Origin of the sequence: Microvirga lotononidis (genome assembly GCF_034627025.1) — a bacterium.
GTDB lineage: Bacteria > Pseudomonadota > Alphaproteobacteria > Rhizobiales > Beijerinckiaceae > Microvirga > Microvirga lotononidis.
The window spans coordinates 638,268-663,782 of the sequence record NZ_CP141050.1 but is presented as its reverse complement, the minus strand read 5'-3'; the positions used below and the strand labels follow the sequence as shown (position 1 = coordinate 663,782).

Sequence of the window (25,515 nt, the reverse complement as noted above, 5' to 3'; positions counted from 1 at the left end):
ATAATCAGCCACCGTGGCCCTGCCGGACGCAGATGAGGGCGCCATGATCCGCTCGGTTGCCTACGCGAAGGCGGTTCTCGCCGGCATGGCGGGCGCCATGACATGGGAAGTCGTTGCCCGGCTGCTGATTTGGGCCGGCGTGCCGTTCTTTGATCTTGTCATGACGCTCGGGACCTTGGTCCTCCCCCATGCGCCGGCATGGGAAGCCTGGCTGGCCGGCATGGCAATCCACCTGCTGGTCGGCGCCATTTGGGCTGTCTTCTACGCCTACTTCTTCTGGTCCGTCCTGCCGCTGCCTCCAGCCCTGCAGGGCATGGTGTTCGCCTTCGTACCGATGCCACTGGCGATCTTCATCATGCATCCGCAGTTCGACCTCATGCACCCGCTCGTCCAGAGCGGCCAGTTTCCCTCCTCAGGGCTGTTCGGGTTGAGCGGCGGGGCGCACGAGCCGCTCTCCATTGCCACTGGCCACCTGATCTGGGGCACCGTGCTGGGCCTGCTCTACACCCGCCCTGTCGGCTACCGGGCAAATAGGGCACCGCGCCTGAACCGACGGGCCATCGGAGCACGACCACCGGTCAGCTCGGCTGCCGAGCCCACCGATCACCGGTTCATGTTCGCCACCGGGATCGAGTGCAGCTATCCCACCCTGGAGGGCGGTCGGTGGCGCATGGACCAGATGGCGGCTTGCGGCCACTATCACCACTGGCGCACCGACTTTCACCTCGTGCGGGATCTCGGCCTGCGCTACCTGCGCTACGGTCCTCCCCTGCACCTCATCCATCGCGGCCCCGGCCAATGTGATTGGAATTTCCTGGACGAGGTCGCCGCCGAGATGCAGCGGCTCGGCATCGTGCCGATCATGGACCTGTGCCACTTCGGACTGCCGGGCTGGCTGCAGAACTTCCAGAACCCGGAGGTGCCGCAGGCGCTGGCCGACTATGCCCGGGCGTTCGCCCGGCGCTATCCGTGGGTGAAGCTCTACACGCCCGTGAATGAGATGTATGTCTGCGCCAAACTCAGCGCCCTCGAAGGATTGTGGAACGAGCAGCGCCGGGACGAGCGCGCCTTCGTCACGGCGGTGCGCCATCTGGCAAGAGCCAGCGTGCTGATGATGCAGGCGATTGCGGAAGAACGCCCCGATGCCATCTTTGTCAACAGCGAGAGCGGCGAGTTCTACCAGGCCTGTTGCCCCGATCCCGAGATCCGCCGCATCGCTGCGTTCGAGAACGAACGGCGCTTCCTGCCGCTCGACCTGCTGTACGCGCATCCCGTGCACGAGGACACGCGCGCCTACCTCCTCCAGCACGGCATGCCAGCGGAGGAATATGCCTGGTTCATGCAGCAGGACGTGCGCAGCCGTTCAATCCTCGGTGTCGACTATTACGAGTGGAACGAGAAGCTCATTAACAGCACCGGCCGCGCGCAGACGCTGGGTGAGCTGTTCGGCTGGTACGCCATTGCCGGCCAGTACTATGAGCGCTACCGGCGGCCGATGATGCACACCGAGACCAATCGCATGGACGCCCGCGACGGGCCGCGCTGGCTCTGGCGCCAGTGGCACAACGTGCAGCTGATCCGCCAAGCAGGCGTACCGGTCGTTGGCTTTACCTGGTACTCGCTCACCGATCAGGTCGACTGGGACATCGCCCTGCGGGAGCCGCTCGGCAACGTCAATCCGGTCGGCCTGTTCGACCTCAACCGCGATCCGCGAACGGTTGGCCTCGCCTACCAGCATCTCGTGCGTCTCTTCGGGGCCGACCTCAACGAGGCGCCATCCATCGAGGCGGTGCTGGACGAAGCGTCAAAGATCGCAGCGCAAAAGGTGAGGAGACTCCATGCTTAGGATGCTGCGGGCCCACGGCCTCGATGCCGGCCCAACCCAACGGCCGCTTCTGGCGGGCGCCATCGCAGGCATGTTGGCAGCGGCCCCGGCCCTGGCGGTCCTCATCGGGTTCCAGGCGCTGGATGCGCCAGCTCGGGCAGCTGGCGCGTCCGTGTTTGCTGCCGGTCTTGCCTATGTGGGCCTGATGCTTCTCGGCGGCATCCTGTACGGCTGGCTGTTCCAGCGCGCGGCCAATGACCCTCGCGGCGGCTGGCTCTTCGGGATGGCGTTCGGCTTTGTCCTCTGGATGCTTGGACCGGTTCCGCTGCTGCAATGGCTGCCGGACCAACCGATCCTGCACGGCTATCCCGCCGCTGGGCTGCTGTTGGCTCAACTGCTCTGGGGGCTGGCGATGGGGGTGGTATTCCCCCTCATCCACCGTCATCTCCATGTCAGCCTGGAGCACGGATCAGGCTCCACATTCCAGTCCACCGGTCCGGAGGTGGTCGCCCAGACGCGGATGCTTCGGCCGCTCCCACCATCCGGGCACCCTCCGCACTGACAAGGTTTCCCTTTCCGTCCTTGGTCCGCTCCGGGAACCTTTGTCCGGATGTTCCATCTAATAGGCAGCAACAGGAGCTTGGCCATGCAGACGGCAACGGTCGCGGCAACACGGTTGGACGGGCTTGATGATGGGGCACTCGTGGCGTTGGCCCGAAGCCGGGACGGGGCTGCGGTCCGACTCATTATGCAGAGGCACAACCGCCGCCTGTTCCGCGTGGCCCGCGGCGTCCTGCACGATGATGCCGAGGCGGAGGACGTGGTTCAGGAGACCTACGTTCGCGCCTTCACCCATCTCGACGGCTTCCGCGGCGAGGCGCAGCTCTCGACCTGGCTCACGCGCATTGCGCTGAATGAGGCGCTCGGACGACTCCGACGTCGGCGCATCACCGTTGGATTGAAGGACATCGATGCCATCAACGACCAGGGGGAAGCCCGCGTGATCTATCTGCCGTCGGCTCGCCAGGACAGCGATCCGGAAGCCGCCGCCGCTCGGGCTGAGGTGCGGCGTCTGCTCGAACGCGCCGTGGACGAACTGCCCGAATCCTTCCGCATCGTCTTTGTCCTCCGGGACATCGAGGAGATGAGCATCGAGGAGACCGCCTCCCATCTGGGCTTGCGGCCCGAGACGGTGAAGACGAGGCTGCACCGCGCCCGGCGTCTTCTGCGGCAATCTCTCGACAGAACCCTGTCCTCCGCCGTGAGCGATGTCTTCCCGTGCGCAGGCCCCCGCTGCGCCCGGATCACGGAAACCGTGTTGGAACGGCTCGGCTTGTCGGAGCCCAGTGAAGAATGACTGTGCCAAGGCAGAAACCTGATGGGTATCGGACGGGACCAGCGCCGCGCCAATCCCTGCGAACCCCCATCCAAAGGGGCCGAGACACCATGACGAGGGACAAATTCACTGCCGATATTCCTGCTGAACGAGGAGAACGCCATGCGAGCCGAGAACCCTGTACGAGACCGCAATCCCCAAAGCACGGCGCAGATCGCCGGACATCCGCTGCACCCGATGCTGATCCCCTTCCCAGTCGCCTTTCTCGTATCCACCCTCGTGTGTGACCTGCTGTTCTGGAACACAGGCAACAGCGCCTGGAGCACGGCCTCGCTGTATCTCCTGGGTGCAGCGCTCGTCATGGCGGCCCTGGCGGCCCTTGCCGGCCTGACCGACTTCCTGGGCGACCGGCGGATCCGAAGCCTGTCGGCGGCCTGGCACCACATGCTCGGCAACGTCGTTGTGGTCCTCCTGTCCTTGTGGAACTGGTATCGCCGCTACGAGGCCGGCGATGCCGCCGTGCTGCCCATGGGACTTCTCATCTCGCTCGTCGTCGTTCTCCTCCTGCTCTACACTGGCTGGCGGGGGTGGGAGATGGTCTACCGCCATCGGGTGGGGGTGTCGGATCAGGGAGCCTGATCCCGTGGCTCGTCATGCCCAGTGTACGGGAGGAGGATAAATAGATCTGAGCCGGCTTGCGGCGGACGCGATCCTCGCGGCTGCCGCCGACGCCGTGGTGGCGACGGACCGCGACGGGATCATTCAGGTGTGGAACCCTGGGGCCGAGCGGATCTTCGGCCATCGCGCGGACGAGGCGCTCGGGCAGTCGCTGGACCTGATCATCCCGGAGCGCCTCCGTGCTCGTCACTGGGAGGGATTTCGCCATGTCATGGCAACCGGCGAGAGTCATTACGGCGCGGGCGACCTTCTGTCAGTGCCGGGCGTCCGCAAAAACGGACAACGCATCTCGCTGGAATTCACCATCGTGCCGCTCAAGGACGAGCAGGGCCGAATGCAGGGCCTCGCCGCCGTCATGCGCGACGTGACCAGCCGCTTCGAGGAGATCAGAGGCCTGAAGAAGAAGTTGGCGGAGGAAACCGTACCACCAAGCCCGCATTGACCCGGCAATGGCTAACCCGTTCTACACTATCGGGCATTCCACCCGCACCATTCCGGAATTCGCGGACATCCTCCGTGAGGCGAAGGTCGGCCTCGTGGTGGATGTCCGGACCGTTCCGCGCTCCCGGACGAACCCGCAGTTCAACCGCGACGCCCTACCCGAGAGCCTTGCAGACTACCAGATTGGGTACGAGCACATCGCCGAACTCGGCGGCCTGCGCGGCAGGCAGCGCCTAGCTGTTCCCTCACCCAACACGTACTGGGAGAACACGAGCTTCCGGAACAATGCCGACTACGCCTTGACGGACCGGTTCCGGGAGGGGCTTGGCCACCTGACCGTCCTCGGCAGCGAGAACATCACGGCGATCGTGTGCGCCGAGGCGGTGTGGTGGCGCTGCCACCGCCGGATCATCGCCGACTACCTGCTCGCCTCCGGCCATATGGTGTTCCACATCCTTGGACCTGCCAACATCGGGCCAGCGTCGATGACGCCCGCAGCCCGTTGGACCGCTGACGGGATTGTCTACGCGGACCTGCCGGCGCCGGACCCGTCGAGCGAGACCGAGGCGGCGTCGCGCCACAGCTCGTAGAGATCCCCGTCCTCGCAACGAACGGGCACATGGGCGATCTTGAGCGACTGCTCCGCCAGCGGCTTTGCCAGTTCCGCATAGATGGCGGCCGTCGACAGGCCGTACGGCTCGCCGTCGGAATTGGAATAGGCATAGGTCACTTCGCGAATGCCCGTGAGATGCATGGCCGACAGGCACATCGGACAGGGATGGCCGCTGGCATAGATGACGCAGCCGTCGAGGCGCGGGCTGCCGAGCGCCCGGCTTGCGGCGCGGATCGCCTGGAGTTCGGCATGGGTGGTCGGATCTTGGGTTGTGTGGATCTCATTGACACCCGTGGCGATAACGGCGCCGTCCTTGACGAGGACCGCACCGAAGGGGCGGCCGCCCTTGCGCACGTTCTCGCGCGCCAGATCAATGGCTTCACAGAGGAAACGCTCAGCTGGGGACATGTCGTTTCTCCTCGTCTCTCGGTTCAGCGTGCGCCAGCCGCGGTCAGGAGTTGTTCGATCTCATGGTAGCCACGTCGGCGCGCATGCTGCAACGGCGTGACCCCGTCGCGGTCGGCGAGGTTGGCATCCGCTCCCGCATCGAGCAGCAGCCGGACGATTGCAGCATGCTTCGGCCCGCCGTCCCCGAGGATGATCGCCTCCAGCAACGCGGTCCAACCCAGCTTGTTCACGTGGTCGACATCCACACCAGCTTCAATCAGGGTGCGGACCGTCTCCACGTGCCCGCGCTCCGCAGCGGGAATGAGCGCCGTGCCGCCATAGCGGTTCGTGCTCCTGAGATCAGCGCCATGGGCGAGGGTCAGGCGGAGGATCTCAAGGTAGCCCCTGGCGCCGGCGAGCAGGTAGGGAGAGTCGTTGATCTCGTCCTTCGCGTTCACATCGGCGCCTGCCTCGATCAGGGCTCTCGCGGTTGCAACGTGGTTGTTCTGGACCGCTGCCATGAGGGCCGTGCGCTGGCGGCTGTCACGGGCGTCCATGCTCGCCCCTTCACCCAGGGCGCGCCTGACGCCGTCCGAATCCCCCCGCTCCGCGGCAGCGATGAGTTGCTGGTTGAGCGGCGAAGGGGAACCGGACGAACCAAGACCCGACAGTGTGCTCATCAGCAAGGCTCCCAACACCATGACGGGGAACAACAGTCTCATCGTCGTGCCGTCCACAACACCATTCCGACCCTTCCTGGTCCGGGATATTGGCTCGCCACGCAATTTGGGAAGAGCACGCACGATGCGAAGGGCGATTGATCGCGGCATTCCTTACCGAACTCCGAAATGGCCGGGCTGGCGCGAGGCGGTCTGGACCGGCACATCCAGCATCGCCTTCTCGGCGGGTGTGAGGTGCCGGACCGCACCCCTGGGCAGATCGCCCAGCCGCACGCCGCCCACATCGATCCGCACGAGGCGGAGCACGTCCGCCCCGACGGCGTCGAGCAGTCGCCGGATCTGGCGGTTCCTGCCCTCGCTGAGAACAATTTCGAGCCATGCGTTGCGTGCTCCGGCACGGAGCAGGCTGGCCGATTTCGCGACGAGGCGTTCGCCGTCGAGCACCATGCCAGCCTGAAGCTGATCCAGCATCCCCTCATGGGGCAGTTTGTCGATCTGGACGTGGTAGACCTTCTCGACGTTCGACGCGGGATCGAGCACGCGCTGCGCCCAGCGCGTGTCGTTGGTCATGAGCAGCAGGCCCTCGCTCGCCTTGTCGAGGCGTCCCACGGGCGCAACGAATGGGAGTTCGATGCCTTCCAGGCAGTCGTAGACCGTCGCCCGCTCCTGCGGATCGTCGCGGGTCGTGACCAGACCGCGCGGCTTGTTGAGCATCAGGTAAACCTTGCGCTCGGCCACAATCCGTTCGCCGTCGACCCTGATGCCGGCGCGTGCGGGATCGATGCGGGTCGTCGGATCACGAACGATCCTTCCGTCAACACGGACGCGTCCTTCTGCGATGAGGGCTTCGGCCTGCGTACGGGAGCAGAATCCGAGCTTCGACAGGGCGCGAGGCAGGCTGACGACGGCGCCGTTCGGACGTCGCGGCCCACCCGCGCCCCGCAATCGGAGCGGTGGTTTCATGGTCTCAGTCGGCCCTCAGACGGCAGGGGATAGGATCAGACGACGGAGACCGGCATTGCCGAGCAGCCAACACGCCCCGCTCGGTTCAAGCAAGTGTTTGATCGGATCGAGGACCTCCGCGTCGGAATGAAAGTGCCTTGCTGGTTTATCGAGATCCGTCAAAGCCTGGTCCGGCATGGAGGCTGGGTGCAATCTATCTCGCTCCTGTGTGTCTCTGGTGGCGATGCGTTCTTGCAGGCTCCGGGCTCGCAATGCAACGAGCATCCGACATTCCGACCTCCTATCCGGCCGCTGGCAGCGGCTCCGTTTCCCCGACCCCGTTCGCCGGCGTTACGGGTGGGAGCCACGGCTTGCATTCGCAGGCAAGAGGGCTATCTTGAGAGCGTCATGATCAAGCTTGTGAAATCTCTTCGGTTTTTAGCGCACGCGGGCCGCCTCCAAGCAGGCATGTAAGCCCCAGCAGCCGGCGCTTGACCCGCTCAGGTCGCCGGCGCTCCGGGGCATCCAATCTCTCTCACACATTCATTAGGCAGTCGCATGCGCCTTCCAGGCGCCTGTTGGCTTGCCACGTCCGTCTGCCCTGCGGGAGCGCACGTCTGCGCGTCCGTCAGTTGACCGTCTTGAGGAGGCTTTATGAACACGCAACACGCGCTCCCCCCGATCACCCTCGCGGCCAACGACTACAACCGATTGCTGTTCACGGCGATGTTCCGGCCGAAGCCGGGGCGCCGGAAGGCCAATTTCCTGCTTGAGGAATTGCGTCGCGCCAAGGTCTGCCACCCGGCCGCCCTGCCGGAGGATGTCGTCTCGACGAACTGCCGCGTGATCTACCGCGTCGACGACGAGGCGAAGTCGCGTGCGCACCTGCTCGCCCATCCCGAAGACCTGATCTGGCCTGGCGCGGAGATCTCGGTGACCACACCCCTGGGAGCAGCGCTCCTGGGCCTGCGCGTTGGCGACCGCATGCCGTTTGTGGAAGCGGATGGCCAGGTTCACGAGGTGTTCGTCGAGGGCATCGGTCTCCGCTTCCTTGACGACAGCTCGATGGTCACCCGCGCCCCTGATGTCTTTGCCTGGTCCTAAGGCATATGGAGGATACGATGATCAAGCAGGAGATCCTTCCGCCGGTGACGATCTCGACGGGCGACTATGACCGTCTCGCCTTTCTGGCGACGTTCGGCTTGAACTTTCAGCAGGATCGCCCGACTGCGGCGATGCTCGCCAACGAGCTGGTCCGCGCGACGGTCCTGGCGCCCCGTGACATTCCGCCGTCCGTGGCCATGATGCATTCGCGGCTGGAGTTTCGCGACGACGTAATCTGGGACGTTCGGTGCGCCACGCTGGTCTACCCTGACGAGGACGATGGCGAGCCGGACAGGGTTTCGGTGCTGTCGCCGGAAGGCGCGGCGCTGATCGGCCTCGGCGAGGGGCAATCGATCACGTGGCGTACGCCCAAGGGATGGCGCAGCCTGACGCTGCTGCGCGTCCTCTACCAGCCGCACGACTTCGTCGAGCCATGGAGGGAACTGTCGTGATGAACCAGGAGCTTATTTCCATCGGGCTCATCCTGGCCTGTTACCTGGTTTACCGGGTCGTCATTCACTCGGGAGCCCGACACACCTCTGGCGACCGCAAGGTTCGGAAGTGAAGGTTCGGTGGCTCGCCCGGAGCCGCGTCACCATCGGGGCAGGAGGATGAGGTGAACAGAGCGTGTTCGGGCCATCTGCCCAACAGGAGCATGACCGGAGCCCAGCGGGAGCCTGTGTGCTGCCTCTGTCATCCCCCGGAGCCGGTGATGGAGCGTGTGGTGCGCTGGGTCGCCTTTGCGCTCATGGTGCTCGGCACGGCCGCCGGACTCTGGGAGCACTGGCCGGCTTGAAGGGCCACAAAGCCGTGGCGCAGTTGCGCCGTGGAGGCCGGACCATCAGTGAGGCTGCCCGCTCCAATGGCGCCTCAGGCATCCTCCGTCGTCCGGCGCAGAATGGCCTCGACGATGCTGTCCAGGCTCGGGGCGGCGGCGACCACCACCTGGCGGAAACCGGCCGGCTTGAGCGCTTCCGCCACTTGAAGGCTGATCGCAAACGCCGTCATGCGGGCGCAGGCCTCCACGAGGCCCGACGCAATAACCAGGCTGCAGAACACTGCCGCCGTCCGGGCGGACAGGAACACGGTCCCGTCGATACGGTTCCAGGACATCTCGTGCAGGGTCCGTGCGCTCAGCCGCTCCACCGAACTGGCGCGGTAGACGATCACCCGGTCGACCGCGAACCCGACCGGGGCCAAGCCGGCCGCCAGGTCGAGTGAGATGTCGCGGCCGCTGAGGTAGAGCAACCGCCCCGCGCGCGGATCGACCTTTTGGCGGACATGGACCATCAGGTTCACCGCGGTACCGCCCGCGGCCTGCACGTTCGAGAACCCGGCGGTCTGCAGCGGCGCCTCCGTGGCCGGACCGACCGCAAAGACAGGCAGGTCACGGCGCGCGCCCGGGATCTTGAGCAGTTCGCGCGAGGCATTGGCGGATGTGAGCAGAACCGCCTGCGGCCCGGCCAGCACGGCCGCATTCCACGGCACCGGCATGATCCTCAGCAAGGGCTCGCCGAGCCACTCGATGCCGCGCGCTTTGAGCACGGCCCCGACCTCCTCCAATTGCCCCTGCGGACGGGTGAGCAGAACCCGCATCAACGCCTCCCCTCCTTCAGGAGACCTGGCCACGGCGTCCCCAGCGGCACGAAGGCGCCGGTCACCCGCGGACCAACAGCCCGGACCTCGACGCATGCATCCGCCGACCCGTCGGCTCCAAGCAGCGGCATGCTGTCCCCGGCACGCGCGCCCAGGAGGGATAACCCAGCCGGGGTCAGGACCGACAGCTCGGCGGGCGGCCACATCCGGTCGTCCGGGTGGATCAGCATGCGCTTTTCCGGTGTGTCCTCGTCACCGAGGCGATAGGTCACGAACGTATCCAGGGCGACGACGTCGTCCGGGAGTTCGTCCGGTGCGCACAGCCTGGCTCGGCGCAATTCGTGCAACAGGTGGGCCGCAAGCGGGTGCGCCTGTTCGGCAAGGCGTTCCGCCGTGTGCAACAACCGACGATGGTCGCGCACCGTGACGGTGATGGCGGGCAGATCGACGATCATGGCGTTCCTCCTCGTCCCAGGCAATTCGGTAGCCTACCGGTTCAAAGGACTGTCAACGGGCGAGGACGGGCACCCGACCGGGAGGATCGCCGTGGCCGCAATCTCCACGATGGCGGCCGGTTCGACGAGTGCGGAGACCTCGACCAGCACCATTGCGGGATAGTGACTGCCCATGATCTCGCGGTAGACCACGCCGAGCTCCCTGAGCAGGGCCCGGTAGTGCTCGATGTCGAGCACGTACCAGGTCATCTGCGCGATGTGCTCGGGCGTGCCGCCCGCCTCGGCGAGGACCGTGCGCACGTTCCGCAGCGCCTGGCGCGCCTGGGCCACCAGGCCGACGGAGGTGATCCTCCCTGCGTTGTCGGTGGCGATCTGCCCGCCCACGAACACGAACGTGCCGGTGCCGGCCATGGCATGCGAATAGCCGCGGGGGCTCGGCCATTTGGGTGGATTAATCTCGCGCAGCGGGGTCGAGAGAGGCGGCGGAACGATGGTCATGGTGTCCTCCTGCTCGGCTCCACGACAGGGGCAGAGCCGTGATGATCCGAAATGCAGCCGAGAGGTGTCCCCGGAACGGCGGCCTATCGGCCGCCGCCCGCGGGGTTCAGGATCCTGTTTTCAGGAACCTTGTGGGCATCGGATCCTCTCTCAGGGAGGATGGCTCGAACGAAGGGGCCAGCGTGAACGCCGCCCGGTGCACCTCGGGCGTGTAGTAGCGGGTCCGGCTCTGCAGCACGCCGAAGCGCTCCCGCAGAACATCGGTCGATGGGCGCAGAGCATCCCGGGACTCGCCCGCCGCCACGAGCGCAAGCATGCCGCCTGCGTAGGTCGGCACCGGCGCAAGGTACGGACGCACCTCGGCAAAGGATCCGGACAGGCGTTCGCGCACCATCGCCAGTTCATCAGGCTGGAAGAAGGGGGCGCCGCTCTGCACGACGATCCTCCCGCCGGGACGAAGGCGACGCCGGCACGCCCTGTAGAAGGCTGGCGTGAAGAGCGGCTCCCCCGGACCCATCGGGTCGGTCGAGTCGATGATGATGACGTCAAACATGGCCTCGGTCTCGGTGACGTAGCGCGTCCCGTCCATGACGAGCACGTTCGCCCGTGGATCATCGAAAGCTCCGCCCGACACTTCGGGGAGGAAGCGGCGCGACAGGTCAATCACCTCGCCATCCAGTTCGACCAGCGTCGCGCTCTCGACCGGATGCTTGAGCACCTCCTTGAGCGTTCCGCCGTCGCCGCCGCCGATGATGAGCACGTCCCGCGCGGAACCATGCGCCATCAGCGGCACGTGCGCGATCATCTCGTGATAGATGTGGTTGTCGCGTTCCGTCAGCTGCACGATGCCGTCGAGCACGAGAACCTTGCCGAAGGTGGCGTTCTCGAAGATCAAAACATCCTGGAACTCGGTCCGCCAGTGATAGAGGACGCTTTCCATCGAGAGGATCTGCTTGTGGTGCTCGTAAAGCTTCTCCTGGAACCAGTTCATAGGATCACCCCACGCTTGTGCTCGGCGAGCGTGACGTGCCCCGGCAGGAACGCACCCTTGAGAACCTCAATGGCCTTGTGCGGCTGCGCGGCGCCGCACATGAAAATGTCGACGGCCGCATAGGATATCTCGGGCCAGGTGTGGATGGAGATGTGGCTCTCCGCGAGCACCGCGACGCCGGAGATGCCGCCATTCGGCGAGAAATGGTGGAGGTCGATGTTGAGCAGCGTCGCGCCCGCACGGGAGGCCGCGTCCCGCAGCGCCTGTTCGACCAGTTGCAGGTCGTCCAGGTTTGATGCATGCCAGAGATCGACGATCAGATGCGTTCCCGCGAACAGCATGCCGTCGCGTTGGATGAAATGGTCGAGGCGGCCGTCGTTGGCCGGCACAGGGATTGAGGGAAGGATGGCAAGAGGTGTTGTCCGGTCAGCATGACGCGGGCGTCCCTCAAATCCGTGGGCGGGCGGGCGTGGGTCGGGGGTGGCAATCACGCTGAGACGGTTGGTTTCGGCCATTCAGTTCTCCATGGGCAGGGCGTCTGCCGGTTGCAAGGTAAGGGTGGGCCACGCGGCCGACGAAGACCGCATGGCGTCTTGTTCGTAGGGTATGCACGAGGCATGCGGGCTTAGGCGGGCTGGAGCTCCGCAGCGGCCGGCTCACGCACCTGCAGAACTGTCAGCCTTTTCAAGACGCCGGTGCGCGTGGTCCAATCAATCGACTTGCCAACCGGCAGCCCGATCAGCGCCGTGCCGATGGGCGTGAGCACCGAGATGCGCCCCTTTGCGATGTCGGCCCCGTTCGGATAGACGAGGGTCACCGTCTGCACACGCCCGGTCATGTCGTCGCGGAATTCGACCGTGCAGCCCATGCACACCGTATCGCCGGGATGGCGTCCCGCGGCCAGAACATGCGCGCGGTCGAGTTCGTCCATCAGCTCGGCCGCGACCTCGGGCATGGTGTGCGCGGCTGCGTTGGCGAGCACCGACAGCTTCTCGTGATCGGCTGCGGTCAGGGTGATGCGCGGCTTCGCGCCGCCGGCTTTCTTTGTCATCTCTGGTCTCCTGTTCTGGTGTCGTTGCCGGGGCCGCTCACGCGGCGCTCGGTCCGGGATCATCATCATCGCCCCGCGGCGGGTCGGGGAGCCGCTCCGGTACGGGTCGGCTCCGCGGCATAAGGCGGACCACCTTTCCATCCGGCTCCTCCGCTCCGTGCGGCTCGGGCTTGGACGGCGGCTCATTCGGGGACTGATGCATGCCACGGCCTCCTTTTGCGCAGGACGGTTGAGGGTTGGATCATCTGCGTCAGACGTTCGGGAGCAATCGGCTCCGGACACGCCATTTCCGCCGGCAACCCGGGCTCCGCGCCCTCCGGGGATCGGTTGTGCTACGCTTGGCGGAACATGGGTTGGAAGCAGCGTTGAAGCATACCGCCACACCGGATGCCTCAGCAGCCGGCCTCACAAGATGTCCGAAGGTTTGGGAATCCTGCACTGCCCCGAACTCGGGGCGCGGATGCGCGTCGAGCCCGGGGCTAGTTGCCCGCGATGAGGTTGCCTGCACGCAGCAGGCCGCGACGATATTGTTCGAAGCTCAACATGATGCCTCTAAGCTGGTGCACATTGCCCCGTTTGTCAAATCGTTGGCGGGCCGTGTGTCGGAATGCCCGGGCTCGGGCTCGTCGGGCTCGCGCCAGGCGTCGCTCGTAAGCACGACATGAATCGCCTCCCCGTCCTTTGCGGATCTCAGGCGCGCCGCAACCTCACGGTCACGCAGTCGCCGTGCCGCGCAGGCCAAAGCCTGCAGATGCGTGGGATCATCCCCTTCTGGGCTCAGCAGCAGGAACACGAGATCGGCTGGGATGTTATCGGTGGCGCCGAAATCCTGCGCTAGCTTGAGACGCGCGAAAGCGCCGATGGGCCGGTCGAGGCCGAGGATCGCGGCGTGAGGGATCGCCACGCCGCGCCCAAAGCCGAAGGTGGACGCCTCACCGCGCTCCAGAACCGCACGGCAGACAACATCGCAATCCAAGGCGGCTTTCGCCGTCGCAAGACGGACGAGTTCGCCAACGACCTGCCGGACGTCACGGGCACGCATGCGCGGAGCCACGCGTGCCGGAGAAATCAAGGATGCCATCATGGTGGGTGCCATCGTCGCCGTCGGCCGGATCCTGGGCCGCCTCATGTTTTCAGGAACAGGACAGGGTCGCTCGCCCCGGGCGGCATGCCGCCGCCGCGGGCTTAACGGCCCGTTTGCAGAAGTCCTTTCCGGAACAGCATGCGCTGCATGAGAAAGCGTGTGTTCATGGCACTATGGCAACGCTTGTCGGCAAGGTAAGTTCAAGCTCGCGCGGGGGGCTATCCCGAAGGGCCATGGCACACCGCATCCGGCGGCACGGGCCCCACGACTTGAACGGCCACGCTTTCCATCTATCTTGAGGACACCATGCCGACGCCCGCCACCACCGTTTGCATCGCCGTCCGGGTCACCCGCTGCGCCTCAAGCGCCTGAGCCGGGGCAAGACGCCCGTCTTGCGCCCGGGAGCCTTCGCCAACCAACAAACACGCACCAGCCAGCGGCCGGATGCCGTTCATGGCTGCCCGCAACATCGGCTCAGGCGTCGGATCCGTCTGGCTGATGTCATTCGTTTCAGGAGAATGAGGTGTACGCATCATTTGTCACCCCGACCGTTTCCGCACTCGACCACGAACGGCTTCTGAGGATCGCCTCGGCCGGCCTGCGGATCCGCAGGGTGCCCCCATCCGCAAAGTTGCTCGCGTCGGAGCTCGAAAGAGCCCGGGTGGTCAGCCCAGCCAGCCTTCCTCCAAATGTGATCTCCATGCATTCCATCTTCGATTTCCGCGATGGGATCACCGTCCAGATCCGCCGCGGAGTACTGGTTTATCCAGGCGAGGAGGATGAAGGCTTGGGACGGATCTCGGTGCTGTCGCCGCTGGGCGCGGCGCTGATCGGCTTGGCCGAAGGACAGTCATTCCAGTGGCGCAGCGCCACGGGTGTACGGCGGACGCTGCAGGTCATCCGTGTCGTGCATCAGCCTGAACGCGCGAGCGCGGACGAGGAGCACCATGCGAGAGCGGCTCCTGCGCCGATGCAAAGCGAATTGATGCGGAGCACACGCTAGTATCGCGCCGGGCCGGAGAGGTGTTCTCCGGCCCGGCCATATCCTTAAGCGAGTGCAGCGGCTGACATTTGAACCCGCCTGCTGTCGGCCACCCGTTGCTTCCTCCGGAGCAGTTGCCGGCCGACCTTGGCGAGCGATTGGTCAAAGGCCTTGTGGCAGTCTGTGGCTGAGGACTCGGCGATGATCACCTTCAGATTGCTGACCTGCACATTGATGGTGCAGCAGTACCAGTTCCCGTCGCGCGTGAACCCGACGGTGGCATGGTTCAGATGCCCGAAGTAGGTTTCGGCGACGTGCGCGAGTTCGTCCTGGATCTTGCGCGGCAGCGCCTCGCCGAGATCGATGTTGGAGCCGTTGATTTTGATGGGAGCGGGTGTGGGATTCTGCTTCATGAGAGCCTCCTTCATGGGCTGACGGAATGGGAGCATTCTGATGGGGTGTGCCCCTCATCAGGCGGCACGGGAGCGTGCGGCGTGTCAGGTTTGGCTGGTTTGTTGTTTCCATAGGAACACCAAGGGCACCGGGCTGCGGCCCTTGGCAGATCGCGGTTGCAGATCCTGCAGACGTCCCGTCGGGCGCGCCTCAGCATCATCGTTCTCCTTTCGCGAGCTTCTGCTCTGCAAAGCCGTTGTCGTGGTTGGTGCGGGAGGCGGTCAGGACGGCCGCAGCCGTGTCATTGGCCTCTTCCGTCGAAGAATTTTTGGGTTGCGGCGGCCTGAGCCATCACGATCAGCGTGAGGGATGCGAACAGACCCAGGACGCTGACCGACGCCGCGTAGCCGAATGCTTCGCCCAGACGCTCCCAGAAGATGAGTTGCGCGAGCGTCAGGACAAAGAAGGTTGCAAGGATGACAATGGACATGACCTCACCATGCGGCAGCCTCTGCGAGACGGCCGCTCATTGCGATTGGATGGTGATTGCAGAAACCCGTGTACGCCGGATCAATCCACGCGGCGGATGACGATGGGATTGAGGCGGGTTGGGTTTTGCCGTGGACCGTTCAACCCCGGACTGGAAGCGTCCGGGGCTCAGGCTCCCGTCTTCAGACGGCCTGCGCGCAATGCGGAAAAGGTACGGATCCTGGACATGACCTCTTCAATGTCGGCTGCGCCAGGATGATTGTCAAGGTTACTGCCCGCGTCGGAAGGCGCGGTTTGACAAAGCCGTGAGGCAGCCTAAGCTTGCTCCATCATGGTGCCGTTTCTCACACATCATCGCGGCCGCTGCCGCGCCGGAACTCTGGTCGCGGGACGCTAGCCCGGGTCCGCCGTGCGGGCACGCGGACCCGGGGTGAGGAAGCCGATCAAAACATCAAGTCGGATTGAGGTGCGGGCGCATGCACGTCCCGCCGCCGCGCTTTTCGGCAGGGTATCATGAGCAGAGAATCGAAGAAGAGATCCTTGAGTTATCGGGTGACGACACCCGAGGAGCGTGCCCGCCGCGAGGCCGAGATCGAGCGGCGGTCCTCGCACATCATGGCACTCAAGGCGCGGGGCCTGAACTACGCCACCATTGCGGTCCGTCTGGGCCTGAGCGCCAGCACCGTGAGCCGCCTTGCGCGGGAGTACGCCCAGCGAGCACAAAATCAGGCTCATGTGGGCCTCAAGCCCATGTCGCATCTGTGAGAGGAGAGCAAGATGTCGAGTCATGCCCAACGCACCGCGAGCCTGCGCAATGGGGCATCCACCTCGGAGGACATCGAAGCCTTGGCCCGCGAGCAGTTCGAGCGCGCCTGCCGCGACGACAGCTTCGATGACCTCAAACGCCGCGCCGCGTTCAACCGGCAGGATGCCGGCCGCCTCAGGCACTGGATCAGGGTCGCACAGGCGGTGGCGGCCGGGGCTCCCCGTCGCTCGTGACGGCCCTAGCTTGAATTCGTGGATCTTCTACTTACCTTAAGGGTGTCATGAATACGCTGCGTCACTTTTCCGATCATTGCGCGGGGCACCTCCTCCCAGGCTGCTGAACCCCGAAGGCCGGCATGCCCCATCACGGCGGCCCGCCATTCGGGGCCATGACGACTCCTGAACCATCCTCGGATTCCTAGTGCCCTTTCAGGGGCCGGCGCGGCATGCGCCCCATCAGGATCGTCCTTCAGCCTTTGGCATGCTGCGCCGCGTGGGAGAAGACAACATGACTGCACGCCATCACCGCTTGACCGAGCCGTTGACGCCGCACCGGCTGCTGTCCCTGGCCCTTGGCCAATCGTCCATGCCGGACGATGGCGGCCGCATCGCGCTGATGCCATGGCGCCTGCGGCGCGAGGCCTTCGGCCGCTCGACGCCCCGCGGTCCCCATGGTCAGGGCCGCAGGCCGCAGCACCCGCTTTCGGGCGCGGTATCATCCCCGCTCACAGTCGCGGATGTGATGACGCGCGATGTGGTCTCCGTCTCGACGGCCACCCCGGTGAGCGAGATCGCCAATGTTCTGGCCGGCAAGCGCATCAGCGCCGTGCCCGTGATCGGAGCCGACGGGCGTCTGCTTGGCATCGTCAGCGAGGGCGACCTGATCCGGCGGGCCGAGATCGGGACGGAGCGCCGGCGGCCGTGGTGGCGCAAGGTCCTCACCGACGTGGAGGCGGAGGCCGCCGACTACGTGCGGACCCATGGCCGCAAGGCGCAGCACGTGATGAGGCCGCAGGTGGTCACGGCCACCGAGGCCATGACGCTCGCGGACGCTGCCGACATCATGGAGAAGCGGCGGCTCAAGCGGATGCCCGTCGTCCGCGGGAGTCATCTTGTCGGCATCGTCAGCCGCAGCGACCTCGTCAAGGCAGTGGCACGTCACCAGGCCGCCGTATTCGCGGATCCTCCCACGGATGATGCCATCCTGCGTGACCTCATGGACCGGGTGAAGGCGGTGACGCCCTCTCATCCGCTGATCAACATCTCGGTGCATCGCGGCAACGTCGACATCGCCGGGGTGGTGGATTCGGCGGCCGAACGCGAGGCGATCCTCGTCGCCGCCGAGAACACGCCGGGGATCCGTTCCATCCAGGACCGCCTGGTCCTGCGGCCCCGCTCCGTATCCTGAACAGGGAGGAGGGTCCGATGACGCGATCTCGTGCCATCCTGAATGCCGCCATCCTGTTCGGTGGCGTGTGCCTGATGCTCGGAACCCTCGGGGCGATGATGATCGATTCCGGGACGGTCCTTGCGGCCTACGCCGCCGCCGTCCTCGGTTTCGCCACGTGGGTGACCCGGGAGACGTACCGGAGTTCCCGCGGAGCGCCGGACATCCCCCGATCTCGGGAGGCATAGGGATGGGCCCCGTGAGCCTTTGCATGTCGACCTCATTCGCGCCGGATCTGCCATTGCCGGCATCAAGCCACGGCACGGGTCCGGCCGCCGTGGTGGTGGCGCGGGAGGTCGGGGCGAAGGCATGGGTCCTGAGAGGGAGGGGGAACCTGGAGCCGGACGGCGGGTTCCCCCTCAAGGCCAAGCTTCCTCGGCCTGAGGCGTGGGAGCAGGGCCGACAAACGAGGTGACTGTGACCAGCGAACGCTATGCCATCGGCCTGACGCGTGCCTTCGGCGGCGCGATCCTGTTCGGCCTGCCGCTGCTGATGACCATGGAGATGTGGTCGCTCGGCTTTGCCATGGGTCGTGGTCGCCTGCTGCTGCTCATGGGGTTCACTCTCGCGGTGCTTGTCGGGCTCTCCTACTTCTCCGGCTTCGAGAAGACCTTCAGCCTCAAGGAGGACGCCATGGACGCCTTCGCCGCCTTTGGGGTCGGCGTGATCACGTCCGCCCTGCTGCTCGTGGCGCTTGCGGTGATCACCTTCGACATGGGCTGGGGTGAAATCGTTGGCCGGGTGGCGCTGCAGAGTGTGCCGGCCAGCATCGGCGCCATGCTCGGGCGCAAGCAACTTGGGGCCGAGCAGGACATGAAGGCCGAGGAGGAGCGCAAGCAGGAGGCCGGCTATGCCGGCGAGCTCTTCCTGATGCTGGCCGGCGCTCTGTTCCTGGCCTTCAACATGGCCCCGACGGAGGAGATGATCCTGATCGCCTTCCAGATGACGCCATGGCACGCCTTGGCGCTGGGAGTGTTCTCCCTCCTGCTCCTGCACGCCTTCGTCTACAGCATTGGGTTCTCGGGCCAGGAGAGCCGGCCCGAGGGCGGAACATTCCTGTCGACGTTCCTGCACTTCACCATGGCCGGCTACGGCATCGCCCTGTTGGTAAGCCTGTATGTGCTTTGGAGCTTCGGACGGACGGACGGCGTGGCCGTGGCCGAGATCGCGAACATGCTGGTGGTGCTGGGCTTCCCGGCGTCGCTTGGCGCCGCGACGGCGCGGCTGGTAGTGTGAGGCAGCGATGAACCGGCAATACAAGACGGGCGAGATCCAGACCGGAAAGCCGGCGCAGCGGGTACCATGGTTGGAGTGGCTGGCCGCCGGGATCGGACTTTTCCTCGTCCTCGGCGTCTTCGGCGTGATCGGCTGGCAGGCGTTCCACGGGGCTACCACACCGCCCGTGATCACCGTCCAAGTCGAGAACGTGGCGCCCGTAGAGGGTGGCTACCGGGTCCTGTTCCGCGCGCGCAACGGCGCAGGCGAGGCGGCCGCTCAGGTTGAGGTCGAGGGCAAGGTGTCCGCGGATGGCGGGGAGGAGGTCAGCCGGGTTGTGCTCGACTACATCCCGGGGCATTCGGCCCGGCGCGGCGGGCTGTTCTTCACCCGTGATCCGCGAACCGGAGCATTGGCCGTACGGGCCACGGGGTTCGCCGAGCCCTGAACCGGTGGTTCGCACCTGGGGCGCAACGGTGGTTGGGCTCGGCTCTTCAACTCTGGCCAGCGCGCCACGGCATGGGCTGGGCACAACAGCCAACCCAATACATCCGCTGTTGGCTGCGGTGCAGGTTCTCAAGGGTGTGCTGCCCAACGAGGCAGTCACATATTCATCAAGTGGGCAGCCTTGAGGCCTCGTGGGCTACCGCCATTGCGCCAAGGATCTGATACCTGATCGTCGTTGCCGTGTGCTCCAAGGGAGTGCTACACAGGGCTCTTATTGGTGCCGTTAAGTCATTGATATATCATGGGTTATGGAAGATTATGCGGTGTCTCCCCCTCTCCGCCATTTAATTCAATGAAAAGAGCATCTTAGTTTTTTCGACTTCCGCTACCGGGCTGAAGTGCGAGCTGCTGTTTCTCTTATAATGTGTGACCGTCACGATCGCGGCACTCATCCTCTAATCTGCTGCCTACACAGCTATGACCATCTAGGCAGATAATGTTGTTTCGGCCGTGCAGGCAATGAAGACAGCAGAAAGATCCTGGTCTCACGTTTAGTTAAAGTGCGGATAAGGGCTCAGCCTGGTAGTCCTACCAGTCCCTTGACCAAGGTTTTCTCTGCGAGTGACACTCTCTTTTCATTCATGAGGCGAGCGTCACAGCATCGCTGTGGCCGTGCATCCCGATCGGGCTTCAAATTTCATAATATAACATTGTTCTCAGCGCCCCGCACGCTGCAGCGGCTCTTCAACTCGCTTATGACGACCTGTGTCTCGGCCGAGACCTACCTCTCGGCCACCGAGGAGCCTAGCAATGCGCCTTGTCAGGAGTAGCTCAGTTGGCTGCTTGAACAGGTCTGATTATCCGAGGCTTAGGCAGGCTTTCTAAAGAAGTTGCCATCGGCTTTATGGCGCTGATCAACCGACTGCCCACATCGTGATGCTACGGAGTTTCAGTGCGCGGCCGCCGGTGACCAGGATTTGCCCAGTTTTTGACAAAAGAAGTCAGGATGCATGCTCGTCGAAGCTTGTCTGCAAGGGGCTGAGTGTGTCAGTGCAACGGGGACTTTCAAGTCCATGGCTAACACCCTCAGGTGCGAACAGACGAATGATTAAAATCCGAGGTGTTCACAAAGACTTTTCGATCAATGGCGCTGCGGTAACGGCGTTAAGTCCAACTGATCTTGATGTGAGCCGCGGCGAGTTCGTTAGCATCATCGGCCCCTCTGGTTGCGGGAAGTCGACTCTATTGCGCATTCTCGCTGGTCTAGAGACGGCAAGTGGTGGATCTATCGAGGTCGACGATAGAAGTTCATCCCGGCAGCGCGTCGGCTTTGTGTTTCAAGAGCCGGTTCTCCTACCGTGGCTCTCCGCGCTTGAGAATGTTCGCTTCCCTCTTGATACAGCGGGGGTCGCCCGGGTTGAGGCTGATAGCCGTGCTGTGGACTTGTTAAAGCTCGTGGGGCTGAATGGTTTCGAAACTGCCTTACCCCGCGCATTGTCGGGTGGAATGCGTCAGCGGGTCTCTATCGCGCGTGCACTCTCGTATGATCCGTCGCTGCTCCTGATGGATGAGCCTTTTGGCGCCTTGGATCTCATCACTCGCGATAGACTAAACGATGAGCTCCTTTCGATCTGGGCGCAAACGAAGAAGACTATTCTGTTCGTAACGCACAGCGTCGAAGAAGCTGCTTACCTTTCCGACAGGGTAGTTGTGATGTCGTCACGTCCCGGCCGTATCAAGAACGTCTACAATGTGGATCTTGTTCGCCCTCGAGGGGAAGGCACGAAATTGGATCCAGCGTTCCACCAGTTGATGGCTGACCTTCGGCGGGACCTACGATGAAAGGCTTTTGGAGAGTCATTGAGACCACTTTCGCTATCGCAGCCATCGTTGTCGCGTGGGATCTCTATACGCGTATCTATGATGTTCCTGAATTCCTGCTGCCTTCTCCGATCTCTGTTTGGAATGCTCTTCTAGAGGCTGCTAAAGGACAGCTTTTCAGCCATCTTATTTATACCGTCACTATTCTCGTCTCAGGCTATGCCGTAGGAGTGCTCTTAGGTATTGCGAGTGGGCTTCTTCTGGCAAAGAGTGCGCGGGTAGAACGCTGGCTGTCTGGTCCAATCCTATTCTTGCAAACCGCGCCAAAGATTGCTCTAGCGCCCCTTTTTGTCATTTGGTTTGGTCTGGGCGTCACATCCAAACTCATCCTAATTGTATCGCTTGTCTTCTTTCCGGTTCTGATCGCGACCCTCATCGGCATCCGCTCAGTCGACAGACGCCTCCATGATCTAGCGCAGGTGCTTCATCTCAGTCTATGGCAGCGCTTCCAACGAATTGAGTTCCCGTCCGCCCTTCCCGAGATCTTCATTGGTCTTCGCGTGGGGGCCGTGCAAGCTGTAGTCGGTGCTATTCTTGCTGAATGGATGGCTGGCAAGCAGGGCCTAGGATACCTGATGACGTTTGCGACGGCCACTTACAAGACGCCTCTTCTTTTCGCCGCTGTCATCGTAACGGCGCTCTTGGGCATTGCCGTCTACCAAATCATCGAACTTCTCGAGCGTCGCTTCCTATCTTGGCGAGACCAGCCATGACCAACACAGCATCACGTTCAGCTGCCTTCCCCTGGCTTGAGGGGCGCCCTACTCATTTACCCTGCGAGGCAACGGACGTGATGCCGTCGGTCCTTCTTCCAGGGGATCCAGACCGGGTTTCGAAGACGGCAAGTGTCCTAAAGCAAGTGAAAGAGATTGGGCGTCGGCGGGAATTTCAAATGGCCCGTGGCATGTGGAACGACGCGCCGATCACGGTTTGCTCAACAGGAATAGGGGGTCCCTCAACCGAGATTGCAGTGGTGGAGCTTGCTAACCTTGGGATGAAAAGAGGGATCCGGGTTGGAGGCATGGGAGCAACTGACCCGAGCATGCCTCTTGGCTCGTTCCTGATTGTAGACACAGCCCTTCGCAATACAGGAACTGCCCGTGTCTATGATCGCTCAAGTGAGCCAATCCCCGCATCAGCAGAGATCGTGGAGGCGCTTGAGCGTGCAGCGAAGGCGCTCAACCTTCCGTTCCGCAGGGGCGCAATCTACACCACGGATTCCTACTACTGGGGCCAAGAGCGTTTGGCTCGGCCCGGCGCCGACCCTCGGGAGTTGCCAACAGCTGGCCTGATGCGACAGCTTACCGAGGCAGGCGCTGTCGGTATGGACATGGAATGTGAAGCGCTATTCGCTGTCGGCCGGGCCCTCGGAGTTCAGGTCGGCGCTGTTTTGGCGGTCCATGGCAATCGCGCGACAGATCAATGGCTAGAAGACTACGAAGAAACTCAGCACAATCTTATTCGTCTTGCGGCAACAGCAGTATCATTTCTCGACGCTCGGTAACGCGTCCAATCCGGGAGCTCTCTGATGAAGCGTAGAACATTTCTCGCAAGTGGTGCATTTGCCACAGCCGCAGGCTTCTTCCCCCGTATCGCGGGGGCTCAAAGCACTGAGGCGGTGACCCTGCAAATCGATGGGGCAGCCGTTCCATTTTACGCTCCGATCTATGTAGCCCAAGAGAAAGGTCTATTCGCGAAGAATGGCCTCGAGGTTCGCATCGTTTACGCCGCCGCCGCGGACATTATGCGCAACGTGGCAGCCGGAAATGTCCAATTCGGCTTTCCGAATGGCGATGCGGTCATTGCTGCGAAAGCCAATGGTCTTCCCACCAAGGTCGTTCATACCACTTACCAACGTGGTATTGGAGCGACCCTTTTCAAAACCTCTAAGAATATCAAGAGTTTCGCTGATCTGAAAGGGAAGACTGTTGCGGTCACAAGCCTCGGAAGTCCTAACTACCTTCAGCTTCAAGTCGGGCTGAAGCAGGCTGGTCTGAAGCTGGATGATGTCAATGTAGAAGTGATTGCCACCGGGGCGATTGTGCAGGCTCTGCAAGCCGACAAGGTTGACGCCATCGTTTTCTCGGAACTGCGGCGCTACAACCTTGAAGCGGAAGGTGTGCAGGTCGGCATGATCTCGTCAAACGACTTCCTGCCGTCGTTTGGTAACGTCGTTGTGACTGGCGATCGGTATCTTCAGAGCAACCCAAAGGCAGTGAGCGGCTTCAATACTGCCCTTAGTGAGGCAATCCAGTGGGTTATCGATGGTCATGTTGATGAGGCTTTAGCAATCGCAATCGATAAGCATGCCCAGACTTGGAAGGGGCAGGAGGCTGTGCTGAAGCGCGCTTTCACAGATTCGTTCATCCCATCAATTTGGCAAAGTTCACTAACGAAACAGAAGGGGATTGGCGCGGCTGATCTCAGCGCTTGGCAGAAGAACATTGATATCCTGGCCGAATACAAAGTGATCGAGAAGGGCTTCAAGGCCGAAGATCTCGTGATCCAACCCAGCGATATCAAAGCTTAGTCCTGTGGCCTCCGCCGTCAGGCGGGGGCTAACTCACCCACGGGTCACAATGACGGTAATCAACATACTGACCGCCTTACGCTCGCTAGCCATTGCGATAGCCATCTGGTGGATTTTTGTCCTTGTGACGAATGTGCCGGCCTATTTGCTCCCCGCACCGGATGCGATTGCGTCACGCTTTGTTTTCCTCGCGCAAACCGCCGAGCTCACGAAGCACATCCGCGTGACTCTTGCTGAGATTGGCGCTGGATTTATTCTTGGGGGCTTTCTCGGTGTTGCGTTCGGGTGGCTATTCGTGCGAGTGCCCCTCCTCGGTCGCCTGCTGTCCCCCCTTGTTTTGCTCCTGCAGACGGCACCCAAGATTGCGATCGCACCCTTGCTTCTCCTGTGGCTTGGATTGGATATGGGGCCGAAAATAACCCTTATTGCGGTTGTGACCTTCTTCCCAGTAATGGCTGGTGCCGCGGCGGGATTTGCGGCTGTCGAAAAGCCGTATCAAGATCTTGGCACGCTTCTCCATTTAAGCGCGTGGCAGCGCTTTCGACGTATAGAGCTACCTTTTTCGTTGCCGCCTATCCTGGCCGGTTTTCGCATTGCTTCGACCCAGGCTGTTACCGCGGCTGTCATCGGCGAGCTCATGGGAGCGACCTACGGGCTCGGTTACCTCCTCAGCTTAGGACAAGAGAATGGCGATGCCAGCGTGGTTATCGTTGCAATTCTGATTTTATCCACGATCGGCTGGGGCTTCCACGAGGTCATCCGGCTCTGCGAAAGACACATGCTAAGCTGGCATACCAGTCAGATAGCCATAGAGGGCTGATGGACAACGCCCGCTGCAATGTGCGCTGGTCGGGAAAAGGTCCAGTCGGTTAGATGTTAACTCGGCAGCATAGGTCTAGCCTCTCCTTCCGGTGACCAGCAATGATCTGATCCCTTAAAACTGAACCAGTTTGGGTTAGAGGTTTCCGCGGTATTTTCCCTGGCTGGGAAGGAGCGGGAGACCCATGAAGGCAGCACGGTTCACGGACGCCCAGAAGGCGTTCATCCTTAAGCAGGGCACGGATGGAACGCCCGTGGCGGAGATCTGCCGCAAGGCGGGGATCAGCCAAGCGACCTACTTCAACTGGAAGAAGAAGTATATGATGGCCTTCTGCCGTCCGAGATGAAGCGCCTGAAGCAGCTCGAGGACGAGAATGCCTGCCTCAAGAAGATCGTCGCAGATCTGACGCTCGACCGGGAGATGCTGCAGGACGTCATCAAGCGAAAGCTTTAAGGCCTGCTCGCCACCAGTTCTCTTTCCACCAATAGCGCCCAGAGCGCTCCATCGCCGTCCTATACCATCGACGACGGGAATGCTTGAGCCGGTCGTGGCCACCATCGCAAGTCTGACTTGGCCCTGAGAAGATGAGGGCGGAGATCAACACCATCCGATCCAGAGTACGGAATGACATGCCGGCACATTCTGGCTTGGGCTTTGCCACGGACCGTCGAGCGACTGTCAAGGATTGCTGTTGCCGTGACATGGATATCGGCAGGCTAATCCTTCGACATCATTTGCATCTCCTGACGGCAGGCGCCGGACCGGAACTTCCAGCGGAGCTCAGTCTTGGGACCCCCGCAGAATGGATCGCGGGCACGCAAAGTGCCAGACAACTCCCAGACTCGGCAATTTTGTCCCTCTTAAC

The 25,515-nt window shown here is 63.1% G+C and carries 33 protein-coding genes and 1 pseudogene; 22 read left to right on the top strand and 12 right to left on the bottom strand.

What is annotated here, in order from left to right; genetic code table 11:
• Nucleotides 1–43: 43 nt before the first annotated feature.
• The 6 genes from U0023_RS32815 (at nt 44) to U0023_RS32790 (ending at nt 4,870) form a co-directional block, all read left to right on the top strand.
• The gene (locus tag U0023_RS32815) at nt 44–1,846 is read left to right on the top strand and encodes a family 1 glycosylhydrolase (protein ID WP_009489816.1); all 1,803 of its coding nucleotides are present in this window, start codon (nt 44–46) and stop codon (nt 1,844–1,846) included.
• Nucleotides 1,839–2,387, top strand: coding sequence for a hypothetical protein (locus tag U0023_RS32810; RefSeq protein ID WP_009489817.1), 549 nt, complete (start codon nt 1,839–1,841; stop codon nt 2,385–2,387). The genes U0023_RS32815 and U0023_RS32810 overlap by 8 nt, the downstream gene beginning before the upstream one ends.
• A gap of 84 nt (nt 2,388–2,471) precedes the next feature.
• Nucleotides 2,472–3,182, top strand: a complete 711-nt coding sequence (locus tag U0023_RS32805; RefSeq protein ID WP_009489818.1) for an RNA polymerase sigma factor — start codon at nt 2,472–2,474, stop codon at nt 3,180–3,182.
• A 141-nt stretch (nt 3,183–3,323) separates the two neighbouring features.
• Nucleotides 3,324–3,800 (top strand): DUF2231 domain-containing protein, encoded by a 477-nt coding sequence (locus U0023_RS32800; RefSeq protein ID WP_009489819.1) that lies wholly within the window; start codon nt 3,324–3,326, stop codon nt 3,798–3,800.
• Between the two features lie 40 nt (nt 3,801–3,840).
• Nucleotides 3,841–4,281, top strand: coding sequence for a PAS domain-containing protein (locus tag U0023_RS32795; protein ID WP_040638102.1), 441 nt, complete (start codon nt 3,841–3,843; stop codon nt 4,279–4,281).
• Between the two features lie 7 nt (nt 4,282–4,288).
• Nucleotides 4,289–4,870 carry a DUF488 domain-containing protein gene (locus tag U0023_RS32790; protein ID WP_009489821.1) on the top strand — a complete coding sequence of 194 codons (582 nt, stop codon included), beginning with the start codon at nt 4,289–4,291 and terminating at the stop codon, nt 4,868–4,870.
• Here U0023_RS32790 and U0023_RS32785 read toward each other — a convergent pair.
• The 3 genes from U0023_RS32785 to U0023_RS32775 form a co-directional block, all read right to left on the bottom strand.
• On the bottom strand, nt 4,804–5,301 hold the full coding sequence (locus U0023_RS32785; protein ID WP_009489822.1) for a nucleoside deaminase: 498 nt from the start codon (nt 5,299–5,301) through the stop codon (nt 4,804–4,806). The two genes, U0023_RS32790 and U0023_RS32785, sit on opposite strands and share 67 nt — an antisense overlap.
• 23 nt (nt 5,302–5,324) lie before the next feature.
• Nucleotides 5,325–5,960 carry an ankyrin repeat domain-containing protein gene (locus tag U0023_RS32780; protein ID WP_245272879.1) on the bottom strand — a complete coding sequence of 212 codons (636 nt, stop codon included), beginning with the start codon at nt 5,958–5,960 and terminating at the stop codon, nt 5,325–5,327.
• Nucleotides 5,961–6,113: 153 nt separating this feature from the next.
• The gene (locus U0023_RS32775) at nt 6,114–6,923 is read right to left on the bottom strand and encodes a pseudouridine synthase (protein ID WP_009489824.1); all 810 of its coding nucleotides are present in this window, start codon (nt 6,921–6,923) and stop codon (nt 6,114–6,116) included.
• 633 nt (nt 6,924–7,556) lie between these two features.
• Between U0023_RS32775 and U0023_RS32770 the strand changes: the two genes are divergently transcribed.
• The 3 genes from U0023_RS32770 to U0023_RS32760 all read left to right on the top strand — a co-directional run bounded on the left by U0023_RS32770 (nt 7,557) and on the right by U0023_RS32760 (nt 8,802).
• On the top strand, nt 7,557–8,006 hold the full coding sequence (locus U0023_RS32770) for a GreA/GreB family elongation factor (protein ID WP_009489825.1): 450 nt from the start codon (nt 7,557–7,559) through the stop codon (nt 8,004–8,006).
• A 17-nt stretch (nt 8,007–8,023) separates the two neighbouring features.
• Entirely contained in the window at nt 8,024–8,458 is a 435-nt protein-coding gene (locus U0023_RS32765; RefSeq protein ID WP_009489826.1) for a GreA/GreB family elongation factor, read from the top strand.
• Nucleotides 8,459–8,622: 164 nt separating this feature from the next.
• Nucleotides 8,623–8,802: a hypothetical protein gene (locus U0023_RS32760; RefSeq protein ID WP_009489828.1), complete on the top strand. Its 180-nt coding sequence runs from the start codon at nt 8,623–8,625 to the stop codon at nt 8,800–8,802.
• Between the two features lie 74 nt (nt 8,803–8,876).
• Here U0023_RS32760 and U0023_RS32755 read toward each other — a convergent pair whose 3' ends face one another.
• The 7 genes from U0023_RS32755 to U0023_RS32725 all read right to left on the bottom strand — a co-directional run bounded on the left by U0023_RS32755 (nt 8,877) and on the right by U0023_RS32725 (nt 13,678).
• The gene (locus U0023_RS32755; protein ID WP_009489829.1) at nt 8,877–9,602 is read right to left on the bottom strand and encodes a uroporphyrinogen-III synthase; all 726 of its coding nucleotides are present in this window, start codon (nt 9,600–9,602) and stop codon (nt 8,877–8,879) included.
• Complete coding sequence (locus U0023_RS32750) at nt 9,602–10,057, bottom strand: GreA/GreB family elongation factor (protein WP_009489830.1); 456 nt, start codon at nt 10,055–10,057, stop codon at nt 9,602–9,604. Before U0023_RS32750 ends, U0023_RS32755 begins: the two co-directional genes overlap by 1 nt.
• Before the next feature lie 33 nt (nt 10,058–10,090).
• Entirely contained in the window at nt 10,091–10,555 is a 465-nt protein-coding gene (locus U0023_RS32745) for a RidA family protein (protein WP_009489831.1), read from the bottom strand.
• Between the two features lie 106 nt (nt 10,556–10,661).
• The gene (gene speE, locus U0023_RS32740; RefSeq protein WP_009489832.1) at nt 10,662–11,546 is read right to left on the bottom strand and encodes a polyamine aminopropyltransferase; all 885 of its coding nucleotides are present in this window, start codon (nt 11,544–11,546) and stop codon (nt 10,662–10,664) included.
• Nucleotides 11,543–12,061 (bottom strand): adenosylmethionine decarboxylase, encoded by a 519-nt coding sequence (speD, locus tag U0023_RS32735; RefSeq protein ID WP_009489833.1) that lies wholly within the window; start codon nt 12,059–12,061, stop codon nt 11,543–11,545. The genes speE and speD overlap by 4 nt, the downstream gene beginning before the upstream one ends.
• Nucleotides 12,062–12,171: 110 nt before the next feature.
• Nucleotides 12,172–12,597, bottom strand: a complete 426-nt coding sequence (rnk, locus tag U0023_RS32730; protein ID WP_009489834.1) for a nucleoside diphosphate kinase regulator — start codon at nt 12,595–12,597, stop codon at nt 12,172–12,174.
• A 538-nt stretch (nt 12,598–13,135) separates the two neighbouring features.
• Nucleotides 13,136–13,678 (bottom strand): PTS sugar transporter subunit IIA, encoded by a 543-nt coding sequence (locus tag U0023_RS32725; RefSeq protein WP_280940667.1) that lies wholly within the window; start codon nt 13,676–13,678, stop codon nt 13,136–13,138.
• A 526-nt stretch (nt 13,679–14,204) separates the two neighbouring features.
• Between U0023_RS32725 and rnk (U0023_RS32720) the strand changes: the two genes are divergently transcribed.
• A complete protein-coding gene (gene rnk, locus U0023_RS32720) occupies nt 14,205–14,684 on the top strand; it encodes a nucleoside diphosphate kinase regulator (RefSeq protein WP_009489837.1) in 480 nt (159 codons plus the stop codon).
• Nucleotides 14,685–14,728: 44 nt separating this feature from the next.
• On the opposite strand, the gene hpf is transcribed toward rnk (U0023_RS32720), so the two are convergent.
• Together hpf and U0023_RS32710 are read right to left on the bottom strand one after the other, a co-directional pair.
• Nucleotides 14,729–15,076 carry a ribosome hibernation-promoting factor, HPF/YfiA family gene (gene hpf, locus U0023_RS32715; RefSeq protein ID WP_009489838.1) on the bottom strand — a complete coding sequence of 116 codons (348 nt, stop codon included), beginning with the start codon at nt 15,074–15,076 and terminating at the stop codon, nt 14,729–14,731.
• 281 nt (nt 15,077–15,357) lie between these two features.
• Nucleotides 15,358–15,546, bottom strand: coding sequence for a hypothetical protein (locus U0023_RS32710; RefSeq protein WP_009489839.1), 189 nt, complete (start codon nt 15,544–15,546; stop codon nt 15,358–15,360).
• 512 nt (nt 15,547–16,058) lie between these two features.
• Between U0023_RS32710 and U0023_RS32705 the strand changes: the two genes are divergently transcribed.
• From U0023_RS32705 to U0023_RS32650, 12 genes and pseudogenes are all read left to right on the top strand, one after another.
• On the top strand, nt 16,059–16,310 hold the full coding sequence (locus U0023_RS32705) for a helix-turn-helix domain-containing protein (protein ID WP_009489840.1): 252 nt from the start codon (nt 16,059–16,061) through the stop codon (nt 16,308–16,310).
• A gap of 12 nt (nt 16,311–16,322) precedes the next feature.
• Nucleotides 16,323–16,544 (top strand): hypothetical protein, encoded by a 222-nt coding sequence (locus U0023_RS32700; RefSeq protein WP_009489841.1) that lies wholly within the window; start codon nt 16,323–16,325, stop codon nt 16,542–16,544.
• A 274-nt stretch (nt 16,545–16,818) separates the two neighbouring features.
• Complete coding sequence (locus U0023_RS32695; RefSeq protein WP_009489842.1) at nt 16,819–17,718, top strand: CBS domain-containing protein; 900 nt, start codon at nt 16,819–16,821, stop codon at nt 17,716–17,718.
• Nucleotides 17,719–17,735: 17 nt separating this feature from the next.
• Nucleotides 17,736–17,945 carry a hypothetical protein gene (locus U0023_RS32690; RefSeq protein ID WP_009489843.1) on the top strand — a complete coding sequence of 70 codons (210 nt, stop codon included), beginning with the start codon at nt 17,736–17,738 and terminating at the stop codon, nt 17,943–17,945.
• A 229-nt stretch (nt 17,946–18,174) separates the two neighbouring features.
• On the top strand, nt 18,175–18,993 hold the full coding sequence (locus U0023_RS32685; protein WP_009489845.1) for a TIGR02587 family membrane protein: 819 nt from the start codon (nt 18,175–18,177) through the stop codon (nt 18,991–18,993).
• Between the two features lie 7 nt (nt 18,994–19,000).
• Nucleotides 19,001–19,420 carry a Protein of unknown function (DUF2393) gene (locus U0023_RS32680; protein ID WP_009489846.1) on the top strand — a complete coding sequence of 140 codons (420 nt, stop codon included), beginning with the start codon at nt 19,001–19,003 and terminating at the stop codon, nt 19,418–19,420.
• Between the two features lie 1,103 nt (nt 19,421–20,523).
• Entirely contained in the window at nt 20,524–21,261 is a 738-nt protein-coding gene (locus U0023_RS32675; protein WP_040638106.1) for an ABC transporter ATP-binding protein, read from the top strand.
• Entirely contained in the window at nt 21,258–22,013 is a 756-nt protein-coding gene (locus U0023_RS32670; protein ID WP_009489848.1) for an ABC transporter permease, read from the top strand. The genes U0023_RS32675 and U0023_RS32670 overlap by 4 nt, the downstream gene beginning before the upstream one ends.
• The gene (locus tag U0023_RS32665) at nt 22,010–22,804 is read left to right on the top strand and encodes a nucleoside phosphorylase (protein WP_009489849.1); all 795 of its coding nucleotides are present in this window, start codon (nt 22,010–22,012) and stop codon (nt 22,802–22,804) included. Before U0023_RS32670 ends, U0023_RS32665 begins: the two co-directional genes overlap by 4 nt.
• Before the next feature lie 24 nt (nt 22,805–22,828).
• On the top strand, nt 22,829–23,830 hold the full coding sequence (locus tag U0023_RS32660) for an ABC transporter substrate-binding protein (RefSeq protein ID WP_009489851.1): 1,002 nt from the start codon (nt 22,829–22,831) through the stop codon (nt 23,828–23,830).
• Nucleotides 23,831–23,879: 49 nt separating this feature from the next.
• Nucleotides 23,880–24,650: an ABC transporter permease gene (locus U0023_RS32655; RefSeq protein ID WP_009489853.1), complete on the top strand. Its 771-nt coding sequence runs from the start codon at nt 23,880–23,882 to the stop codon at nt 24,648–24,650.
• A 184-nt stretch (nt 24,651–24,834) separates the two neighbouring features.
• Nucleotides 24,835–25,114 (top strand): annotated as a pseudogene (locus U0023_RS32650) (transposase); the annotation flags it as partial.
• Nucleotides 25,115–25,515 lie beyond the last annotated feature (401 nt).

Coding starts and splice junctions, on each gene's coding strand:
- U0023_RS32805 (WP_009489818.1), top strand. CDS start 2,472: ATGCAGACGGCAACGGTCGCGGCAACACGGTTGGACGGGCTTGATGAT.
- U0023_RS32660 (WP_009489851.1), top strand. CDS start 22,829: ATGAAGCGTAGAACATTTCTCGCAAGTGGTGCATTTGCCACAGCCGCA.
- U0023_RS32775 (WP_009489824.1), bottom strand. CDS start 6,923: ATGAAACCACCGCTCCGATTGCGGGGCGCGGGTGGGCCGCGACGTCCG.
- U0023_RS32705 (WP_009489840.1), top strand. CDS start 16,059: ATGAGCAGAGAATCGAAGAAGAGATCCTTGAGTTATCGGGTGACGACA.
- U0023_RS32815 (WP_009489816.1), top strand. CDS start 44: ATGATCCGCTCGGTTGCCTACGCGAAGGCGGTTCTCGCCGGCATGGCG.
- U0023_RS32710 (WP_009489839.1), bottom strand. CDS start 15,546: ATGTCCATTGTCATCCTTGCAACCTTCTTTGTCCTGACGCTCGCGCAA.
- U0023_RS32800 (WP_009489819.1), top strand. CDS start 3,324: ATGCGAGCCGAGAACCCTGTACGAGACCGCAATCCCCAAAGCACGGCG.
- U0023_RS32785 (WP_009489822.1), bottom strand. CDS start 5,301: ATGTCCCCAGCTGAGCGTTTCCTCTGTGAAGCCATTGATCTGGCGCGC.
- U0023_RS32780 (WP_245272879.1), bottom strand. CDS start 5,960: ATGAGCACACTGTCGGGTCTTGGTTCGTCCGGTTCCCCTTCGCCGCTC.
- rnk (WP_009489834.1), bottom strand. CDS start 12,597: ATGACAAAGAAAGCCGGCGGCGCGAAGCCGCGCATCACCCTGACCGCA.
- U0023_RS32750 (WP_009489830.1), bottom strand. CDS start 10,057: ATGATCGTCGATCTGCCCGCCATCACCGTCACGGTGCGCGACCATCGT.
- U0023_RS32725 (WP_280940667.1), bottom strand. CDS start 13,678: ATGGCATCCTTGATTTCTCCGGCACGCGTGGCTCCGCGCATGCGTGCC.
- U0023_RS32680 (WP_009489846.1), top strand. CDS start 19,001: ATGAACCGGCAATACAAGACGGGCGAGATCCAGACCGGAAAGCCGGCG.
- U0023_RS32770 (WP_009489825.1), top strand. CDS start 7,557: ATGAACACGCAACACGCGCTCCCCCCGATCACCCTCGCGGCCAACGAC.
- speE (WP_009489832.1), bottom strand. CDS start 11,546: ATGAACTGGTTCCAGGAGAAGCTTTACGAGCACCACAAGCAGATCCTC.
- U0023_RS32810 (WP_009489817.1), top strand. CDS start 1,839: ATGCTTAGGATGCTGCGGGCCCACGGCCTCGATGCCGGCCCAACCCAA.
- U0023_RS32755 (WP_009489829.1), bottom strand. CDS start 9,602: ATGCGGGTTCTGCTCACCCGTCCGCAGGGGCAATTGGAGGAGGTCGGG.
- U0023_RS32790 (WP_009489821.1), top strand. CDS start 4,289: ATGGCTAACCCGTTCTACACTATCGGGCATTCCACCCGCACCATTCCG.
- U0023_RS32675 (WP_040638106.1), top strand. CDS start 20,524: ATGATTAAAATCCGAGGTGTTCACAAAGACTTTTCGATCAATGGCGCT.
- U0023_RS32665 (WP_009489849.1), top strand. CDS start 22,010: ATGACCAACACAGCATCACGTTCAGCTGCCTTCCCCTGGCTTGAGGGG.
- U0023_RS32690 (WP_009489843.1), top strand. CDS start 17,736: ATGACGCGATCTCGTGCCATCCTGAATGCCGCCATCCTGTTCGGTGGC.
- speD (WP_009489833.1), bottom strand. CDS start 12,061: ATGGCCGAAACCAACCGTCTCAGCGTGATTGCCACCCCCGACCCACGC.
- hpf (WP_009489838.1), bottom strand. CDS start 15,076: ATGAAGCAGAATCCCACACCCGCTCCCATCAAAATCAACGGCTCCAAC.
- U0023_RS32655 (WP_009489853.1), top strand. CDS start 23,880: ATGACGGTAATCAACATACTGACCGCCTTACGCTCGCTAGCCATTGCG.
- U0023_RS32765 (WP_009489826.1), top strand. CDS start 8,024: ATGATCAAGCAGGAGATCCTTCCGCCGGTGACGATCTCGACGGGCGAC.
- U0023_RS32700 (WP_009489841.1), top strand. CDS start 16,323: ATGTCGAGTCATGCCCAACGCACCGCGAGCCTGCGCAATGGGGCATCC.
- U0023_RS32695 (WP_009489842.1), top strand. CDS start 16,819: ATGACTGCACGCCATCACCGCTTGACCGAGCCGTTGACGCCGCACCGG.
- U0023_RS32670 (WP_009489848.1), top strand. CDS start 21,258: ATGAAAGGCTTTTGGAGAGTCATTGAGACCACTTTCGCTATCGCAGCC.
- U0023_RS32745 (WP_009489831.1), bottom strand. CDS start 10,555: ATGACCATCGTTCCGCCGCCTCTCTCGACCCCGCTGCGCGAGATTAAT.